This window comes from Metabacillus sp. GQ13 (assembly GCF_059758525.1).
This window is the reverse complement of sequence record NZ_JCAXET010000004.1, coordinates 24426-41575: the sequence shown is the minus strand read 5'-3', so window position 1 is coordinate 41575 and position 17150 is coordinate 24426. Positions and strand designations below refer to the sequence as shown.

Here is a 17150-nt window from a genome sequence, read left to right as displayed (position 1 = left end):
GACCCTACTGTTTAAGAAGCATTGTATTTAATCACTTCATGACCACTTACTGTAGGTTTACCTTTATTCAAATGAGTTGAGAACGTTCTGCCAATTTTGATGCATGGACGTTCAACAAAATACCAGGCGATAGTCGATATAATCATTACTGTCGGTAACGTTATGATATAAATGAACCAAATAGGTAGACTACCATGTAACAAATAAATCATCACAAATAGGACTGGAAAGTGAAATAGGTATAAACTATAAGATATTTCCCCTAAAAAAACGAAAGATTTATTAATTAAAACCTTTTTTACTTTATTTGATGTTAACGATAGTAAAATAATAATAATTGCCCCAATTGCCACACCATAATCTCCAATTTTCTCGGTAAATGGTAACAATGTAAAAAAGTAAATCGCCATTGCATATGCATAAGCCATTAAGCCAAACAAGAGCAATAACACTTTAGTGGATCTTTTCATTCGCTTATATATCTTAGTCAAGTTCGGTATGTTTTTGGCTGTTAAGGCACCTAGCATGAAAATAGCCGCATAATGTAACGTATCAAATAATGTTGTGTGAAAACCATTACTCACTTCAATGTGGTATATTTCATTAAGTCCACTAATAGCTGATAGTAAAAAGCAAATGATAAAATTGGTTTTATTGGAATACTTTATGATAAAGTACATGATTACAGGAAAAACGATCGAGATCCGCATTTCATGAATTAACGACCAAATCACTGTGTTAAAAGCATCCGTATATAAATTACCTAAGAGATTTACATGCGATACTATCAACTCAGTGTCTGCCTTTTCCGTCCAAAACAGATTAAACCATGGGCTTAGACTATCAATCCCACCTTTTGAAAAGAAGTAAAAACATAGAATTGAAAAGACAATCGCAACTAGATAAGGAATATATAACCTGAAAATTCGTTTAATTATAAACGTTTTGTATGAGAAGACCTTACCTGTAAAAAAAGGCAGAGATAAGACAAAACCACTTAAAACAAAAAATAAAATAACGGCTCCATGACCATTTATTGTGACCCTTAGTGGAGAGTACCACAAAAGCGATGGGAAAGCAGGAGCTACTAAATACATATGATATAATAGCACCGAAAACGCTGCCAATCCTCTTATTGAATCCAATTGCTGAAACCTCTGATTTTCCATTCAACACACTCCATTATCTATTGTTGTTATCCATTTTCTAGATTCCTTTTTGTTATGTTAAACAGAATGGAACACATTTTAAGAGGGTGTTACCCCTATTAGAGATAAATTTGTCACTGGCAAGAATCTCCATGGTCAAATTCACCGTATCATTCGTCCTCATCACCCATCATTCTTGTTTGCTTGTCCTGTGACTTACCCCCTTGTTCTTTCATGCTTGATTCAATCCATTGTTTTTCATATTTACTGCTTATTTGTTTTCATATATCTTCTGATCGATTTTACAATGGACAATCTTTAGAATCTCCTTCACATGCTTACCCAAATAAAAATGATCACCATTAAACATCTGATGTGAATACGCTAATGACGAATATTCTCTCCACTTTAAAACGTCTGAACGCTTCACAATATCACGATCGCCATAAAAACAAGTGATATTAACCGGCAATGGTATTTTTAACGTATTTCTATATGTCTCAGCTAATTTAAAGTCAGCTCGTAAAAGAGGTAAATACAATGCTCTGAAAATAGGATTATCTAAAATTTCAGACGGAGTACCATTGAGTCGTTTTAATTTATTGATAAATTCTCTATCTGGTAATTGATACAATTTATTCACACTTGAAGGAGTGTCAGGTGTTCTACAACTAGATAAAAATAAATGATTTGGGATTTTTTGATGATTTACCGATAGTTGACGGCACAGTTCGTAACTAATCATACCTCCCAAACTATGTCCCAAAAAAGAAAAGGGACGTTCATCTAGTAAACTAGGTAGTTCTTCTACTAACTGACTCATTACACATTCCATGTTATCTAGTGGTTGTTCCCCTGTTCTCTTGCCTCTTCCAGGTAATTGGATCGCAATAAGTTCAATTTCCATTTCTTCACAAATCGTTCCCCATTTTCGAAAATAGGAAGCACTGCCACCTGCATGGGGAAAACAAAATAATTTATGCTGACCATCAACCGAATTTAGTTTAACAAAGCTGTTTGAAAGATAGCTTGGTTTCGACATATTCACTCCTCCCTACTAGATTAAATGTAACGATTACACTATTTATCTGCGATTGATTTTTATATATTTTCTTTTGCGACGATCTTTAGAAAAATAAGAAAATGTCATGACAATAATACCGGCATATACAATCCGTTTCATATACGATCACTCCTTTCTGATATTTTATATCGTTTAGCGTTCAACACGCCAATCCATCTTCCAAAGAACAAGTGATAAGCAAAGAACGAAGAATCCGCCCAATATAATCATATTCAACCCTACACTGTTTTCCCAACCGGTCGTAAATAATGTGTGGAACGATTCCGCTACATATGTCGTAGGGATTGCATAGGATACATACTGTAAAACGATAGGCAATTGCTCGATCGGTATCATAATTGGTGTCAGAAAACTAACTAACATCATAAAGCTTTGTGAACCTAGATTGGTCACTTGGTGATTAGGCGAAAGAAAACCAATTAACATACCCAGTCCGACACAACACCCTATACATAGGACCATGATCGGTAAAACAATCCAACTAAAATTCAATGTAACACCAAATATGATTTGACCAAGAAATGTCATAATCAATACAGACGGTAATGTCATGATAAAACCACTTATTAGTTTCGATACAATAAAGTTCACCTTTGAAATAGGTAATGATGAATAAAAGACAAAATGACCGCTATGTTTGGCTAAAGATAATTCAATGGCGAACGTATTGATTCCCATTAAGATAATTGGAAAAACCATTGTCCCAGTGATCACTCTTGTAATCGTTTCTTCTGTTGGATTCACCATAAAAAAGCTTAAAAATGCGATGGTGATTAAAGGAAAAAGCGAGATCATCAGGACTGACCATACCCATGAACCACGGATATTTTTGAACTCAATCCTTAATAAGTACCATAGCTCTAACAATTTACTTTGAATGGCTTTTAGGCCTTTTGGCTCTAGTCCTGCAAGAGGGATTGGTAAATTTGTAAATCTGTTCTGCTCTCTTATTAGTTTACTCATGATAAATTTACACCCTTTCCACCAAAATGAACGTATACATCTTCAAGTGATGGAGGCACCACTTTATATTCCTCACAAGCTAAGTCATTCATATAAGCCGCAATTTGTTGTAAATATGTAGATGATTCTTCTTGTGTAACGAATAACCGTAATTGATTTTCTCCGAGAATCTCTACTGGATAAGACCATTTAGCAAGTACCTTTTCTGCTACTTCACGTTGACCTATTCGGATAGATAAATCTATTTTAAGTCGTTGGTCTACTTTCTTTTTCAATTCTCCAACTGAACCGACTGTAAGCATTTTCCCTTCATTTACTACCCCTACACGATCAACAATGTGCTCTGCTTCATAGGTATTATGGGTAACAAGTATAATTGTGGCTCCAAAGTCACGATTTCTTTCTCTAATCGTATCCCAAACAAGCTTCCGTTTTAATGGGTCTAGTTCATTTGTTGGTTCATCAAAAATTAGAACAGGTTGGTTGCCCACCATTGTTGTCGCTATTCCTACGAGTCGTCTCTGCCCACCTGATATTCGCTTAAGCTGTTTTTTATGAATGGTTCCGAGTTCTAACCTTTCCAGCCAATAATCTGTATTACTTTTAGCGTCTTGAAAGCTCATTCCTCTTAATCTTCCAGTAAAAAAGATGGCTTCTTCTACAGATAACGAAGCCATAGAATGAGGTTCTTGGCTATAATAACCGACAAGCCGGGAAACCTTTTTCGCTTCCTTGGTCACATCCATTCCATATAGTGAAACGACCCCTTTAGACGGTTTCAGTTGACCAACCATTTGTTTCACTAATGTTGACTTACCAGCACCATTAGGACCTAACAAGCCTAGTATTTCGCCATGATACACATCTAAATTAATCTGATTATTCGCAACGACTTTTCCTTTTTTATATGTTTTATTTACATCTTTCACTTCATAAACGATATCTTTCATAATCCACCTCACACATTCACATTTCATTCTATTTACTCAGTTACTGTACAGTTGATAATTGCTAAACGAGCATCTCAAAATCTATTAGCTAATGTATTTGATTCATACTGAGAAGTAATCTTTGCTTTTCCTTTCGCCGATAGTAAAAATGATCCCAACCATACAAATCCTAGACCAGTAATGATTCCTCCAATCACAGTTAGGCTCGCAGCAGCACTCGTTATCACAGACGCCATTGCAAAAATAAAAGTTCCTATGATTAAACACAATCCACCTGTTTTAGGTAAAATGCCTTCTTTCATAATCGAAATTCCAACGATGATCATTCCAACTACGAAAAATAATGGGCCCACCGAGAAGATCATTTCTGAAACAACATCATCAAAGGTAGGACTCCCATTTATACTCGCAGCTGCTGCTGTTTCTAAATAGACAACGGCTGTGACAAAGACAGAACCTACAACACTAAATAACATTCCTAAGGTACTTAATAAATTGTTTTTACTTCCTTGAGCTTCATATAAACTTATAAACGCTAGGATAAGACCTAGATGGCCAAATAAGACGAAATGATGACCAACAACTGTACCCTCCGTACCGCCTTGCAAGTTGATTAGGTGTGAAATACTTAAGAATAATCCCGATATAATACTTGCAACTCCACCTATTGATCTAAATAAAAAGTTTGATGACATGTACTTTCTCTCCCTTAATAAAGATTATCTACTTTATGAAAAACGAAAACGTTACGATTAACTAACAATTTCTTCGAGATACTTAACGGTTAACTTGTAAGCGTCATATCTAGCAAATTCACTTTGAAGTCTTGTAACCTTCTCTTTATACATATTGTTTGTTAACAATTGCTGTACAGCTGTACGAATCTGTTCTTCAGAAGGGGCTTCTGTTTTTAAATTTATTCCAATCTCTGCCCATTCTACACGAGCACTTACTTCAGGCTTATCCTCTGAAGTCCCTGCTGTAATAAGAGGTACACCATTCTGGATAGCAAAATGAACACCACCATAGCCTGCATTTGTAATCATAGCGTCGACGTGTGGCAATAAATCAGAATAAGGGATGAATTTCTCAATACGAACATTCTTTGGAATTTCAATTCCTAAGTCTACGTCTTTTTGATTTCCTGTTGTGACAACCACTAGCACATCTTCATTAGCTAGAGCTTTAATAGTAGGAATAATCAATTTATTCATATCAGTATTAGACAATGTTCCTTGTGTCACATGGACAACAGGTTTACCTAGATGGATATCTTCCCACCACTCAGGAAGCGCATTGTTGGAAGGCTTTATCATATTGTATGGTCCAACAAATTTTACATTATCAGGTAAATCTGACCGCGGATACTCGAATGACGGACAAGTCCCCTGCAGATATAAATCTGATTCAAAGACAGCTACATCTAAGAAGTAATTCCTTAATTTTGGTAATTTCATCTGTTTCAGAATTTGATTAAAATGTTCTTGTTCTTGTTTAAAAACCACTTTTTGCACAAAGAAATTAAAGAATTGATTTTTAAACTTACCTGTTAATGATGGATTAGGAATCATTCCTAGACCAAATGGAGGTGTATCCTTACTAGTAACAGATAAAGGAAGAATCCCATAGCAAACTACTTTTATTGAGTCTTTTCTTAATCTTAATGGGATTAACCCTGTAAAAGTGGGATCAATAACAAGCACATCAGGTTCAAACTTTTTACGAATTTCGTTTAAGTCTTTATCAAACCCCTCCATTGTATTAGCGATAATATGCCGAATCCCCCATTTGAACTTTTTGAGTCCTTCAAACTCAGGCATTTCAGGGAAATCCTCCTCAAGGGTAGAACCTGAAAAGTTTCGAAGACTTTTAAAAGGGATATAGGTTGCCCCAGTAGCCTCTACTTTTTTTTGAAAATGAGTACTCGTATACCAGGTAACTTCATGACCTTGTTGAATGAGCCTTTCAGCAATTGGTAAACCAGGATTAATGTGGCCAATAGACGGCCAGATTGCAAATAAATATTTAGCCATTGCTTAGCACCTGCTTATCTTTGTTTATTTGTCCTTCACCCACATACCAGTCAATTGTTTGACTTAGTCCTTCTTTAAACTGTATGGTGGCCGTCCAACCCAAGTGTTCTCTCATTTTGCTAGAATCAATCGCATAACGCCAATCATGGCCAGGTCGATCTTTAACAAACTCTATTAAGTGATGAAAGCTATCTAGATCATAGTCTAGTAATTTATCTTTGGCTTTTTCATCTAAAAGTGTACAAATGGCTTGCACTAATTCGAGATTACTCCATTCATTATCAGAGCCAATATTATAGGTTTCTCCACTTTTCCCTTGATGAAATGCTAGATCAATTGCCATAACATGGTCTTGAACATGCAACCAATCTCTAATGTTTTTTCCGTCACCATAAATGGGAATCTGTTTTCCCGCTAAAGCAGACCGAATAACGGTAGGAATTAACTTCTCCTTATTTTGACGAGGTCCGTAGTTATTTGAACAGTTTGTTGTCACTACGTTTAATCCGTAAGTCTTGAAGTAACTTCTAACAATGAGATCTGAGCTTGCTTTGCTGGCACTATAAGGGCTATTTGGCGCATAATTACTTTCCTCAGTGAAGGAACCTGTTTCAGTTAATGATCCATACACCTCGTCGGTTGAAATCTGATGAAAGCGACTTGTTTCATAGCCTGGTTTTACTTCATTCACATCAACCATCCAGTATTTATATGCCGTATCCAACAAATTAAATGTACCCATAATATTAGAAACCATAAATACTTCAGGATTTGAAATGGAATTATCTACATGGGACTCAGCTGCAAAATTGATAACTCCTTGAATGTCATATTCTTTAAATATATGTTCGACTAGCTCTCGATTTTCAATTGATCCTTTTATAAAGGTGTAATGCTTTGAATTACTTAATTCGCTGGTAAACTCTTGCGCTGCATAGGTTAATTTATCAAGATTTACAATATGATAATTAGCATACTTTTTAAGAAAATACTGCACAAAGTTAGAACCAATAAACCCGGAACCACCTGTAATCAACATGCTCTTATCGGTGTGATTATTCATTATGTTAAACTCCCCACTTTGTTAGACTGTTGATCTTTATATGCATTTGAAAAGTCACTTTCTTTTTGTTCAGCTATTTCAAATAAATACTCGCCGTATTCGTTTTTATATTTTGAGGCAAGTTGTTTTAATTGAGCAGCATTAATGTAAAACATACGGAAAGCAATTTCTTCTATACAGGCAACCTTTAATCCTTGTCTTATTTCAATGGTCTCAATAAATTGTGAAGCCTGCACGAGTGACTTATGGGTACCAGTATCTAACCAAGCATAGCCCCTACCTAGAGGTTCAATATGTAGGTTCCCCCTTGATAAGTATTCTTTATTAATATCGGTAATTTCTAATTCGCCGCGTTTTGAAGGTAGAATCGATTTCGCTATTTTCACGACATCATTATCATAAAAATAGAGGCCGGTAACTGCGACATTCGACTTTGGATGAACTGGTTTTTCTTCAATAGAAATGACTTTAAGATCATAATCGAATTCAGCTACTCCAAATCGCTGCGGATCTTTCACTCGATAGCCAAACACTGTAGCACCTTCTGTTCGCTGGGCTGCAACTTGCAATGTTTGCACTAATCCTTGTCCGTAAAAGATATTATCACCTAGTATTAACGCAACAGAATCGTCACCGATAAATTCCTCTCCAACAATAAATGCTTCTGCAATTCCATTTGGTTGATCTTGAATTTCGTAGGAGATTGATAGCCCCAAATGGCTTCCATCTCCAAACAATCCTTCGTAGTGTGGTAGATCTCGCTGTGTTGTAATCAGTAATATGTCTTTTATTCCTGCAAGCATCAAAATAGATAGAGGATAGTAGACCATTGGTTTATCATAAATCGGTAATAAATGCTTTGATATGATATTGGTTAAAGGAAAAAGCCGTGTTCCGTGTCCTCCAGCAAGCAAAATACCCTTCACTATTTTCATCCCCATTCCTTCATAAAGCTATTTTTTCAAAGACTTTTTTTCGAAAAAAGTACTACTAAAGGTAAATAGACTGGCGTCTTGTTCATTTCGTTTCAATAAATTGATATTTTCATTGAAAATCATTTTGTTTTAATGGCAAGCAAACTGATAAACTGATTTTCATGGAAACTAGTGAGATCCCCCAACCATAGTTGGTGAATTTTGGCGATACCATTCGACTGTTTCGATTAATCCGCTCGATAAATCATATTTAGGCTTCCAATCTAGTTCAGATCTTAACTTATCGCAACGAGGCGCATATCGATCGTGATCTCCAGCTCGTTCTGGGACACGTTCAATTAATGACCAAGATCGGCCAGTTAACTGTAAGACTTCGTCAATGATTTCATAAGTAGATGCTAGGTTATTACCTGAAATATTATAAATCGACCCTTCTGTTGCTTGCTGCATAATGGTATACAATGCAGAACAATGGTCATAAACATGGAGCCAATCTCGGACGAGTAAGCCTTCTCCATATAAAGGGATTTTCTCTCCTTTTAAGGCATTTGTGATAACCTTAGGGATAAATTTATCCGGTTGTTGGAAAGGTCCATAATTATTTGTGCATCTTGCAATGACAACATCCAAACCTTTAGACTTATGATAAGATAGCGCTAATAAATCACTACACGCTTTACTTACTGCATATGGATTAATTGGTGAAAGGACATTCGTTTCAAATACATCTTGATTTCGCTCGATTTCACCGTATACTTCAACACTGGAAATTTGAATAAATCGGCTAACTTTGTATTGATGAGCGAATTCTACTAACATTTGTGTCCCCAATAAGTTATCAAAAATGTAAGCTTTTGGATCACGAATACTCATGTCAACATTCGTTTTTCCTGCAAAATTCACGATAACATCTATTTTCTCCATAAACGCCTTCCGTAACGCTTCCGTATCTTCTATTCGACCTTCGATATGTTGATAGTTTGGGTTGTCAGAAAATAGGTTTACGTTTCGATTATTTGTCGGATTCGTTGTAGTAGACAAGTTTACAACGTAATCATCAGTATTTCGTTCAAATATATATTTAGTGAAATTCGTTCCAATAAAACCAGCACCACCAACTAATAATACTCTCAATTCATCACCTACTTATTTGAATGTAAAAACACAATTTTTTTAACGATCAAGTTCATTATTGTGATATTTGCGTTTCAATATCTTTCATTGTCATATTCTTAGCCATTCTATTTCGAAGTGGTGTATTATTTAAGATGAAATATAAAGCTCGTCTGTAAAACCTGCCGCTTGTAGATTTTGCCATCAATAACCGTTCTTGAGTACTTTGTAACCTATATAGAGCCTTCACTTCATCAAAACGCTCATCTTGGAATTTAGTTAGCACATGTGCAGACACCATTTCAGATGATAACTGGTTACGGATCGTGCCAAATAAAACGACAGCATCCTTCATTGCTTGGGTTACTCCTTGACCCGCTATCGGACCAATCGTATGGGCTGCATCACCAATAAGTACCAATCCATCTTTATACCAAGTGGTTGCTAACGCTCCATTGACTGAAAGTGGTTTAAATACTGACCAAGAAGTTAGTGTTTCTTTTAGTTCAGCCTCTGCTTCAGGGATAGCTTTGACTAGTTGGGCAACTATTTCATCTAAATTTTGATTTTTAAATGTTTTCAAACCACCTTTAGGCATGTCAATTCCTACTTGCAACTTGTTAGGGTAAGAAGGCATGAGAACTAAGTAACCTGCTTCATGTATGCGAACTTGTATTATTTCTTGCCAATTTGCTGGTTTTGGAATTTTTGTCCATAAAATATCCATTTGAAACTCATGTTTATGGACAGGAACACCGGACAATTTTCGGATATGAGATGCTCGTCCATCAGAGCCAACAACTAATTTACTCTGAACGTCAATAAGATCCCCAGTTTTCGATTTAATGGTTACACCTTGCACGCCTTCATTCGTTTCAATTAGTTGAGAGGATGCATAACCTGGCTTAAACACAAACCCCTCATATTTTTGACACTCTTCAAGCATTAATTGAAGGACGTGACTCTGTGAAACATTTATCCCTGAACGAAAATGACCTGATACTTCATTAAAGGCAAAGGAAAGAATCACTTTATTATCTTCAAGAATTTGATAACTTTGAATTGGCTCTCCTTTTTGTTCAATGGCTTCTAAAATGCCTAAACGCTTCATTAGTAGCAAAGCACCAGGTTGAAGAAATTCACCTCTAAATTCACGACCAAAATCAACCTGTCTATCAACTAAAACGACATGAAATCCCTCTTTAACTAATAGGAGAGAAAGTAACATTCCTCCAGGACCAGAACCGATTATACATACATCTGTTTTCACAACATTTGTCATAGGAACCCCTCCATTACTTCAAAACTTGATACGTTCATTGTCTACATTTCTGTAGACTTAGTTTGCTTGAATCACATCGCCCATGAAACCCCGAAATAGAAACGAATCTAGAAGGCTAAGATTCTATCATCTAATCCATGCTTTGCCGGATTTCCAGTAAGATCCCACCACTTAACGTTGTCTTCGATGTTGCGACTGCGAATGGCATAACTACTTATATAATCACTAAATGGTATGAAGGTGTATAAATTCCATTTCAATCCTTCTATTTGGTTCTTAAATTGGTATTGAAAGGTAAACTCACCTTCTTCACGATCAAAAATTAATTCGATATCATCAAGTGGAATGGTAATTCCTTTTCCTTGCCCTTTTAAATAAGCTTCTTTCGATGTCCACGCATGGTAAAAATACCTTTTTTGTTCTTCATTTGGTAATCGGTGATAAATTGACTGCTCATGCAAAGTAAACCAGCGGTCAATAATCGATCCTCCCTTATAACCCTTTTCCGTATATTCAAGATCAATACCGACAGATTGATTCATGCTAAAGATAAACATCACCATATCTCTTGAATGAGAAAGGTTAAAACTGAGACTTTTATCATTTATCAATGGGTCAATGAAAGGTTTTCCATATTCTCCATAGCCGAAGCGTATATATTCACAAGGTAGATTAAGGTAGGAACCAATGATTTTCCGTAACAAATATCTACTAACTACATAATAGTTTTTATCCTTCTCGAATAAGTAGTTAATCGCCTTTTTCCGTTCATCACAACTCAGTTTCCCCTCGAGAAGATGTGCATAAGGTGCCCATGTGTTAAGGCTTGCGGCCCATATGTGGGTTTCTCCAGGCAATATTGTCACCTTATTGATTTCTGGAGACGTTCAACCGATCTTCATTCTTTCAACTCCTCAGGTAAAAAAAAGATTAATTCTCCTTTAGCAGCTTTAACTTTTGAATCTTCAATCGTAATTAATGCTTTGACAGTGATATAATTCCCGAACGTTTCTTTCTCCACGGCAGTAATGTATAAACTATCACCTGGCCTACCAGAATTATAGAATTTGAAATCCTTCGTTTGAACCAAATAGCCAATTCTCGGCTCCGTTTCTTCCATTTTATTCAAAACTAATAGCATACTTGCTTGAGCAGCCATTTCAATCATTAAAACGCCTGGAACAATCGGATCTCCCGGGAAGTGACCGGCAAAAAAAGAATCATTATACGTTAAGTGTTTAACACACTTTATTTTGTTTTCGCTCTGTTCGATAATTTTATCTACAAATAGGAAAGGTGGTGCTTGTTTTAACAATTGATGCGGTCTCATATTAATTGTCTGCATGAAGAGCTCCCTTATTTAAAGTAATTTTTTATTGTTTACAGCCATTAAGTTCGTTTTGACTTTCGGATCATTAAAAGCCTTGACGATAAATTGCTTTTCTAAGGTTAATTGTTCCTTTAGTGAATTAGAAAGAGATTCCCTTAATAACATTTTTGTATTCGAAAGAATGTCTAATGATAGATGTTCAAATTGTTCGCCAAGTTGTTTGGCACGCTCGATCATTTCAATACGCTTTGGGTAGGATTCATGAAACATTCCCCATTGTGTTGCTTCTGCACCGGTAAACATCCGCCCTGTGTATAGTAATTCAGTTGTTCTTGTCATCCCAATTAATTTAGGTAAGAAGTAACTAGAGCTAAGATCAGGTGTAACACCCATCGCTAAAAAGCTCTCAATAAACTTTGCATGATCAGTTGTTAAACGGTAATCGCACGCTAACATAATGTTAAGTCCGCCACCATAGGCATAGCCATGAATAGCTGCAATAGTTAGCTTAGGTGATTCATAAATTTCGATAATGATTTGATTTAATATAGAAATCACGTCATCTAACAGCTCGACGCCATTTTTTTGTTCTGTTAGCATCATTAATTGGTTTATATCTGGCCCCCTAGAAAAATGGGCTCTCCCCGTGCTAGAGAAGATAATGACATTACAATCAGGTTTGTTATTTGCCTCAATTACCGCTTCTAAGAGTTGTTGAGCCATCTCTAAATCAAGACTATTTTTACTATTATTATTATTAAATTCTAGATATCTGATTGAACCATTGTCTGTTCTTCTGATCATTTCGATACCATTTCTTCCTTTTTGAATACTTCCTTTTTGTTCATTAGCTTTTGATATAATTTATAGCTAGAGAGGAGAACGGATACCACTCCACCACCTGGATCTGTCCAATGCCCTGATAAATACAAGCCTTTAATTGGTGTTTCGTGTTGTGGCCGTGAGATCATTTGCTTCATATTTTGTTCCCACCCGTAAATAGCACCAAAACTATTACTTGTATATCGCTCCATTGTTAAAGGCGTACCAGACTCCACGTAATCTAAATGTTCTGATAAATTAGGGATTGCCTTTTCAGCCAACTTAATCAAAGCTTGCTCGTATTCTGACTTCAATTCCTTCCAATCATCACCAATATCATAAGGAACCAATGTGGTAATGATGACTGTATGCTTGCCCTCGGGAGCTAGTGAAGGGTCCGCTAATGTTGGGCATGAGATGGCCAACCCACTAAGTCCTGCTGAACCTAATTCTTTGAGTTGAGTATGACGATTATAAATTTCATCATAATTATAGTCATTGTAAACAAATGTTTCGTGAGTCAACCCCATCTCTTTTAATGGCAAATCAGTTCCGATAAACACCTCAAATGCAGACATCGAAATCGATAAATTAGCAATTTTCTTATTGTATCTCGTTGGGAATTTATCTTCGCCAACTAATTTATTCATCATTTTTAACAGATCACCATTAGAAATGATGACTGGAGCTTCAATATATTGTCCCTTTTTAAGATGAACTCCTTTAACGGCTTTATCTTCTACTTCAATTTTGACGACTTCTGCATTTAAGCATACTTCTCCATTACACTCTTGTATTCTCTTAACAAATGCATCGGCAAGAGTCTGAAAACTTCCTTCTAAATAATAAATATCTTCTTTAAAATAGCTCATAATCGCATATGAGAAATACATTGCAGAACCAGATGCAGGTGAAGTCCCATAGTAGCCCCATAATGCTGCTAACATATATGCTAATTGAGGATCTTTGATAAAGCTTTTGAGCATCTCATCAAATGTCATCGTGCGATATTTCATCACAATCGGATTAGATAGTGCATCGAGTGGACTTTTGGAATGCAACATATTGATTGTTGCATCATATAACTCTTCCATTTCAATGATGAGTTTATGTAAATTGTCCTTTTCATGTGGAAACATCTCTGCATATGCGTCATAAAAACCTTGGACACTTTTTCCTACGGTAAATTGGTGCTCAGGATAGACAGCGGAATAAATATCATCTAACTTAATAAAAGGGAGTTTATCTGCAAGACCTGCATGATCAAGGAGACTATGCAATAAACCGTTCCCCTCAGCTCCGGCAACAATACGAACGGCCGAGTCAAATAAGTACTTTTTCCGTTTAAAAGAGTGAGCATATCCACCAGCGCGATAGTGCTTTTCTACAACTAATACTGAGTAACCTTCCTGTGCTAAGTAGGCTGCAGCTCCTAATCCCCCCATCCCAGCACCAACTACAATGACATCATATTGTTCTTTCAATGGTTTTCTTGACATCTATCTGCTCCTAACAATTCATATTGTTCTAATTCCTTCTTTACATCACTCAAGATATCAGAAGCCATCGCTCCATCAATTGCTCGATGGTCAAAGGAAAGAGTGATCCCCATCATTGGACGTACTAAAATCTCTTTATCGATTATTACTGGGGATTCTTTAATAGCTCCAACTCCAAAACTGAGTGTCGATGATATGACAGGATAGGCATGATCAATTGCTCGATGTCCAAAAGAAGTAATTGAAAATGTTCCTAATAATTGCTGTCTTTTTTGAAAATTATTGATAACATTTCGATAAATATATTGTCCGATAACGAGTGGTAATGATTGTAGCTTTCTAATCTGTTTAAATTCTTGAATCTCTTCAAATGGTAGATCCCGATAATAATTAACTCTTTCTTGGATATTTTCTAAGGATAATTGATTAACATTTTCTATTAGCCCTGAAAGAACTGCTCTCGTACCATCTATCTCTTTATCAATCGTAAACTTTGCATGAATTTGCTCATAATAGGCAACCTTTGGACTGAAAGTTCCTCTTACAGCCGATTTCGCTTCAGGGTAATGTTCGATAACCTTAGCTACGATTTGTGTAAGAAAGGTAATAAAACTATATTTCACACCTTGTGTCGAATGGTATCGATCCCTTACTTGAAGAATATTGCTCATATCTACCGTTGTATCAATATGGACGGTGGGATAATTTTTTGCATATTGTAAAAAATAAAAAGTATGAGATCGCTCTTTCGGAAATCGAATAACTCGGGTGTTACCCATTATTTATAACTCCTAATAAGTTCAGACAGCTCTCCAATTGTTTTTGCTTGATGATATTCTGCTAAAGGGATACGGATCCCAAGTTCTGATTCAATATTTGTTAAAATTCGCAGAGTATTGACCGAGTCCCACTCTTCAATTTCGTTTGGTCCAATATCAAGGGACAACATGTCCATTTCAACATCAATCACTTCAGCTATTAATTCAATTAATTGTTGTTCACTAGTCAAGACGTCACTAACTCCTCACTTTTGGAATGTATTGTAATCCATGGAACTTCTTTTAATGAATGTTGTAGATTATTGACGAAAATAAGTTGTGAAGAGGTATCATCCACCACTTGGAAGCCATGATTTTTGTAAAAATCCTTCACGATTTCATTTTTTTTAGTAGGGATATATTCTGCATACAGCTGTTTCACACCTTGATCTTTTGCCAGCTTCATTACTTCATTGATGATTGCTGTCTCAATACCTCTAGAAAACACTCTGCAGCTCATTAAAATATTCCGAATCCAGATTGTTTTTTCATTGTTAACAAAATCTTTTTGCAAAATGACACTTGCAATAATCCCGTAATCACCGAATTTATCCTTCGCTTGAAAGCCTCTTATTATAAATTCTCCGCCTTTTACCATGTTTTCCATTTCAGATTGCTGATATCGGCGGGTTGTCAGGTTAAACTGATTTGTTCGTAAATTCAATTGTGTCAGTCGAGGCAAGGTAAATTGATCTGGATGCAGTATTGTTAGTTGAATGTCTAGCCCATGTAAGTAGTCGTCAATTGAAGTCGCACTGTTTTTGTAGATTTGTCGTTCCTCTTGTTGCTTATAATTATTCGTACGTTTTTTATCTTCCTCTGTTAGCTCTAATGTATTAAACCATCCAGTTGATAATAGGTCTCTCACATAGTTAGCAGGTTCCTCAGATATTTCTGGAACTGTAATATTGTCTAAATGGTTTCGGACCATTTCTCTCTCAAATGGATTATCATCAATAAATACAAGACTATCGATTCCAATATTTAAGCTTTTTGCGATTTTTTCTATATTTTCATGTTTTGGTTCCCAATTAGCATAAATCCTTACAAAGTCCTCTTTATTCAGCACCATGTCTGGATGGGAATCCAATACCTCATACACATTCTCGATATCATTTTTACTACATATTGTTAGTAAAATCCCTTGTTCTTTTAAGTGCTTTATTTTTCTTTGAAAATCAACAAAGACATTTCCAGGGAAGTCATTGCCCAGTTTAATTCCCTCAATCCCATCATCACCGACAATACCACCCCATAGGGTATTGTCTAAATCAAGTACTAAACATTTTTTGTTTAACCCGTTATTCGCACGTACTATTTTCACGATCTCTTCTGTAAACGCTAAAAACATATTTCCATTCATATGCAAATGAGCGTAATAGTATAGTCTGGCATCTGGACGCGTCGATGCTTGAATATTTTGTACGAGAATGTTTGAGTCAATGACAATACACTGTTTTAATTCCGCTGATATCTCAAATAAGGCAATTTCGAATTTTCGCCATTCAATACTTAATCTAGCCTTATTTTTGTAATCGAGAAAAGAATCATAGGTATTTGCTGAAATTGGGATAGTGTTCATGATCATAATACCTTCACAATGTTCCGTGTATGTATGGAGTAGGCTTCTGATTTCTTCTATTTTTCTTGTTACCAATTGATTAAGGTTGTCTGAATTCCAGCCAACATGTAATTCATCAAGGAAAATGTGTTCGTCTAATAAACATAGCGTTATATCCGGATGAAACGAGTATAACTGACTGTCCGGATTTAATAATTCATAGTGATATTGATTAAAATCTGCAATATAAATGGTAGGCCATAGATTATGCTCTAACATCAGTGCGCGTAGGTAGGGAGCCATTGAGTTACAGGTAAAGTTACTCAATATCGCAATTTTGACTTCAGTCACATTACTGTTCTTTTCATTTTTCCAGTCCTTAGCAGTCATATCTCTTAAAAGATGTCCGATTTTCTCCAATTCATTTGCTGAATTTGCTGTTTGAATCAGCTCAATGATTGTATTTTTTTCGTTGGCACATTCATTTTCTTTCTTGATTTTACGGAGTTTTGTAATAGAATCGTCTCTACCACTCATGTTCATCCCCTC

Annotated in this window: 17 protein-coding genes; all 17 read right to left on the bottom strand. The window is 35.9% G+C overall.

Translation table 11 applies throughout. The annotated features are described in order from the left end of the window. Window positions 1-11: 11 nt before the first annotated feature. The 17 genes from AC6CHR_RS05650 to AC6CHR_RS05570 all read right to left on the bottom strand — a co-directional run bounded on the left by AC6CHR_RS05650 (window position 12) and on the right by AC6CHR_RS05570 (window position 17138). Window positions 12-1169 carry an acyltransferase family protein gene (locus AC6CHR_RS05650; RefSeq protein ID WP_498247556.1) on the bottom strand — a complete coding sequence of 386 codons (1158 nt, stop codon included), beginning with the start codon at window positions 1167-1169 and terminating at the stop codon, window positions 12-14. Window positions 1170-1419: 250 nt separating this feature from the next. After that, window positions 1420-2190 (bottom strand): thioesterase II family protein, encoded by a 771-nt coding sequence (locus tag AC6CHR_RS05645; protein WP_498247555.1) that lies wholly within the window; start codon window positions 2188-2190, stop codon window positions 1420-1422. Window positions 2191-2364: 174 nt separating this feature from the next. Next, entirely contained in the window at window positions 2365-3195 is an 831-nt protein-coding gene (locus AC6CHR_RS05640; protein WP_498247554.1) for an ABC transporter permease, read from the bottom strand. Continuing rightward, entirely contained in the window at window positions 3192-4145 is a 954-nt protein-coding gene (locus AC6CHR_RS05635; protein ID WP_498247553.1) for an ABC transporter ATP-binding protein, read from the bottom strand. Before AC6CHR_RS05635 ends, AC6CHR_RS05640 begins: the two co-directional genes overlap by 4 nt. Before the next feature lie 74 nt (window positions 4146-4219). Further along, on the bottom strand, window positions 4220-4840 hold the full coding sequence (locus AC6CHR_RS05630; protein ID WP_498247552.1) for a hypothetical protein: 621 nt from the start codon (window positions 4838-4840) through the stop codon (window positions 4220-4222). Window positions 4841-4897: 57 nt separating this feature from the next. After that, a complete protein-coding gene (locus AC6CHR_RS05625) occupies window positions 4898-6178 on the bottom strand; it encodes a glycosyltransferase (RefSeq protein WP_498247551.1) in 1281 nt (426 codons plus the stop codon). After that, window positions 6171-7241, bottom strand: a complete 1071-nt coding sequence (gene rfbB, locus AC6CHR_RS05620) for a dTDP-glucose 4,6-dehydratase (RefSeq protein ID WP_498247550.1) — start codon at window positions 7239-7241, stop codon at window positions 6171-6173. Before rfbB ends, AC6CHR_RS05625 begins: the two co-directional genes overlap by 8 nt. Continuing rightward, complete coding sequence (gene rfbA, locus AC6CHR_RS05615; RefSeq protein WP_498247831.1) at window positions 7241-8167, bottom strand: glucose-1-phosphate thymidylyltransferase RfbA; 927 nt, start codon at window positions 8165-8167, stop codon at window positions 7241-7243. The genes rfbB and rfbA overlap by 1 nt, the downstream gene beginning before the upstream one ends. A gap of 177 nt (window positions 8168-8344) precedes the next feature. After that, the gene (locus AC6CHR_RS05610) at window positions 8345-9310 is read right to left on the bottom strand and encodes a dTDP-glucose 4,6-dehydratase (RefSeq protein ID WP_498247548.1); all 966 of its coding nucleotides are present in this window, start codon (window positions 9308-9310) and stop codon (window positions 8345-8347) included. 55 nt (window positions 9311-9365) lie between these two features. After that, window positions 9366-10571: an FAD-dependent monooxygenase gene (locus AC6CHR_RS05605; protein WP_498247547.1), complete on the bottom strand. Its 1206-nt coding sequence runs from the start codon at window positions 10569-10571 to the stop codon at window positions 9366-9368. Between the two features lie 107 nt (window positions 10572-10678). Then, entirely contained in the window at window positions 10679-11428 is a 750-nt protein-coding gene (locus AC6CHR_RS05600) for a 4'-phosphopantetheinyl transferase family protein (protein WP_498247546.1), read from the bottom strand. 41 nt (window positions 11429-11469) lie between these two features. Further along, window positions 11470-11916, bottom strand: a complete 447-nt coding sequence (locus AC6CHR_RS05595; RefSeq protein ID WP_498247545.1) for a 3-hydroxyacyl-ACP dehydratase FabZ family protein — start codon at window positions 11914-11916, stop codon at window positions 11470-11472. Window positions 11917-11931: 15 nt separating this feature from the next. Beyond that, complete coding sequence (locus AC6CHR_RS05590; RefSeq protein WP_498247544.1) at window positions 11932-12705, bottom strand: enoyl-CoA hydratase/isomerase family protein; 774 nt, start codon at window positions 12703-12705, stop codon at window positions 11932-11934. Continuing rightward, window positions 12702-14222: a phytoene desaturase family protein gene (locus AC6CHR_RS05585; protein ID WP_498247543.1), complete on the bottom strand. Its 1521-nt coding sequence runs from the start codon at window positions 14220-14222 to the stop codon at window positions 12702-12704. The genes AC6CHR_RS05590 and AC6CHR_RS05585 overlap by 4 nt, the downstream gene beginning before the upstream one ends. Further along, window positions 14204-15001, bottom strand: a complete 798-nt coding sequence (locus AC6CHR_RS05580; protein ID WP_498247542.1) for a 2-oxo acid dehydrogenase subunit E2 — start codon at window positions 14999-15001, stop codon at window positions 14204-14206. Before AC6CHR_RS05580 ends, AC6CHR_RS05585 begins: the two co-directional genes overlap by 19 nt. After that, window positions 15001-15231 (bottom strand): acyl carrier protein, encoded by a 231-nt coding sequence (locus AC6CHR_RS05575; RefSeq protein ID WP_498247541.1) that lies wholly within the window; start codon window positions 15229-15231, stop codon window positions 15001-15003. The genes AC6CHR_RS05580 and AC6CHR_RS05575 overlap by 1 nt, the downstream gene beginning before the upstream one ends. Next, window positions 15228-17138, bottom strand: coding sequence for an HAD-IIIC family phosphatase (locus AC6CHR_RS05570; RefSeq protein ID WP_498247540.1), 1911 nt, complete (start codon window positions 17136-17138; stop codon window positions 15228-15230). Before AC6CHR_RS05570 ends, AC6CHR_RS05575 begins: the two co-directional genes overlap by 4 nt. Window positions 17139-17150 lie beyond the last annotated feature (12 nt).

Excerpts from the sequence above, each read along its gene's own strand:
- AC6CHR_RS05570 (WP_498247540.1), bottom strand. The coding sequence starts at position 17,138 with ATGAGTGGTAGAGACGATTCTATTACAAAACTCCGTAAAATCAAGAAA.
- AC6CHR_RS05590 (WP_498247544.1), bottom strand. The coding sequence starts at position 12,705 with ATGATCAGAAGAACAGACAATGGTTCAATCAGATATCTAGAATTTAAT.
- AC6CHR_RS05640 (WP_498247554.1), bottom strand. The coding sequence starts at position 3,195 with ATGAGTAAACTAATAAGAGAGCAGAACAGATTTACAAATTTACCAATC.
- AC6CHR_RS05605 (WP_498247547.1), bottom strand. The coding sequence starts at position 10,571 with ATGACAAATGTTGTGAAAACAGATGTATGTATAATCGGTTCTGGTCCT.
- AC6CHR_RS05650 (WP_498247556.1), bottom strand. The coding sequence starts at position 1,169 with ATGGAAAATCAGAGGTTTCAGCAATTGGATTCAATAAGAGGATTGGCA.
- AC6CHR_RS05595 (WP_498247545.1), bottom strand. The coding sequence starts at position 11,916 with ATGCAGACAATTAATATGAGACCGCATCAATTGTTAAAACAAGCACCA.
- AC6CHR_RS05585 (WP_498247543.1), bottom strand. The coding sequence starts at position 14,222 with ATGTCAAGAAAACCATTGAAAGAACAATATGATGTCATTGTAGTTGGT.
- AC6CHR_RS05635 (WP_498247553.1), bottom strand. The coding sequence starts at position 4,145 with ATGAAAGATATCGTTTATGAAGTGAAAGATGTAAATAAAACATATAAA.
- rfbB (WP_498247550.1), bottom strand. The coding sequence starts at position 7,241 with ATGAATAATCACACCGATAAGAGCATGTTGATTACAGGTGGTTCCGGG.
- AC6CHR_RS05625 (WP_498247551.1), bottom strand. The coding sequence starts at position 6,178 with ATGGCTAAATATTTATTTGCAATCTGGCCGTCTATTGGCCACATTAAT.
- AC6CHR_RS05645 (WP_498247555.1), bottom strand. The coding sequence starts at position 2,190 with ATGTCGAAACCAAGCTATCTTTCAAACAGCTTTGTTAAACTAAATTCG.
- AC6CHR_RS05630 (WP_498247552.1), bottom strand. The coding sequence starts at position 4,840 with ATGTCATCAAACTTTTTATTTAGATCAATAGGTGGAGTTGCAAGTATT.
- AC6CHR_RS05580 (WP_498247542.1), bottom strand. The coding sequence starts at position 15,001 with ATGGGTAACACCCGAGTTATTCGATTTCCGAAAGAGCGATCTCATACT.